The sequence below is a fragment of the Nonomuraea sp. NPDC001684 genome, assembly GCF_053596515.1.
The window spans coordinates 1-1645 of record NZ_JBSFGJ010000847.1 but is presented as its reverse complement, the minus strand read 5'-3'; the positions used below and the strand labels follow the sequence as shown (position 1 = coordinate 1645).

Below are 1645 nucleotides of genomic sequence, written 5' to 3'. Positions count from 1 at the left end.
GACGGGACGGGCGTGCTGTTCGAGGGTGAAGGTGCCGTCCGGGCGGGCGAAGACCTGGCGGGTCTCGCTGCGCATCGACTCGATCTCGACCGGGCGGCCGGTGCGCCTGGCCGTGGCGGTCGCGGCCGTCTCCGGCGCGAGAGGCGCGGAGAGCGCGGCGGGCGCGGGGGGCGCGCTCGCCGCCGGAGGCGCGCCTGCCTCCGGCGGCTCCGCGCCGGCGGGCGGCACCGCCGGGATCGTGAACGCCAAGACAGCCGCGACCAGCCCACGCCCAACCCGCATCGGTCCTCGCATGTCGACCAGAGGTCCGCGCGGGACCAGGCGATCTTCGATTGACGAACGGATTGTCACCCGCGTAATGCCGTACGTCTAGATCTTCTGGCGAAATTCGCCATAAGTTGGGACATGTCTGGAAGGAACCGCCGTCAGCCGTTCGCGGACCCCGTCACCGGAGCGCGGCGGCGAGTTCGGCGACCGCCGCGACGACCAGGTCCACCTCCTGCTCGGTGTTGTAGTAGTGCGGCGACAGGCGCAGGCACCAGTCGACGTCCTTGTCCCCGAAGTCGAACTGGGCGAAGTGCCGGAAGCTGAGCGCCGAGTTGACGCCGCGCGCGTCCAGCGCCGCCTTGAACGGCTCCGCCTGCCGGCCCTCGACGGCGAAGGTGACCAGGGCGCCCAGCCGCCGTCCCCGGTCGAGCACGCGCACCCCGGGCAGCGCGGCCAGCCCGGCGCGCAGGCCGGCGGCCAGGGCCGGGGTGCGCCGGGCGACGGCCTCCACGCCCACCCGGCGGGCGTAGCGGGCGGCGGCCGCGCAGCCGAGCACGACGGAGTAGGGGAACTCCCAGTCCTCGAACCTGGCCGCCGTCGCGACCGGCTCGTAGCGGCCCGGCTCCGTCCAGCGCGCGCCGTGCATGTCGATGAACAGCGGCTCGTAGCCGGCGTCCAGGACGCGGTCGGCGACGTACAGGAAGCCGGAGCCGCGCGGGCCGCGCAGGAACTTGCGGCACGTGGCGGTGAGCAGGTCGCAGCCGATCTCCTCGACGTCGACCGGGTACTGGCCGACGGACTGGCAGGCGTCCACCAGGTAGAGCAGGTCCAGCTCGCGGCAGTGCCGGCCGATCTCGGCGACCGGCTGGACCAGGCCGGAGTTGGTGGGGATGTGGGTGGCGGCCACCAGGCGCGGGCGGTGCCGGCGCATCAGCGCGGCCATGGCGGCCACGTCCACGCCGCCCTCGGGCAGGTCGGGCGCGTGCACGACCCGTATCCCGAACCGCCTGGCCAGCGACAGGAAGGCGATCTGGTTGGAGATGAAGTCGTTGCGGGTGGTCAGGACGACGTCCCCGGCCGCGAACGGGATCGCCGACAGCGCGGTGGAGAAGGCGTGGGTGGCGCTGCCGGCGAAGGCGACGTTGCGGGGAGCGCAGTTGATCAGGGCGGCGGTCTCGGCGTAGAAGTCGGCGACCTGCGCCGCGCGGGCGGCGGCGGCCTCGTAGCCGCCGAGGTGCGCCTCCAGCCGCAGGTGGTCGACCATCGCGGCGAGCACCGGAGCGGGCAGCAGGCCGCACCCGGCGTTGTTGAAGTGCACGACCTCCTCAGCGCCCGGGGTGTCGGCGCGCAGGGCCGCGACGTCCAGAAGCGATTCTGC

The 1645-nt window shown here is 73.8% G+C and carries 2 protein-coding genes; both read right to left on the bottom strand.

Annotation, left to right across the window (positions count from 1 at the left end; all coding sequences use genetic code 11):
* On the bottom strand, positions 1-282 hold a 282-nt coding region (locus ACWCSD_RS52430), incomplete at its 3' end, for a hypothetical protein (RefSeq protein WP_449927395.1).
* Between the two features lie 163 nt (positions 283-445).
* Positions 446-1645, bottom strand: a 1200-nt coding sequence (locus ACWCSD_RS52425; protein WP_449927392.1) for an aminotransferase class V-fold PLP-dependent enzyme, incomplete at its 5' end; no start/stop codon positions are given.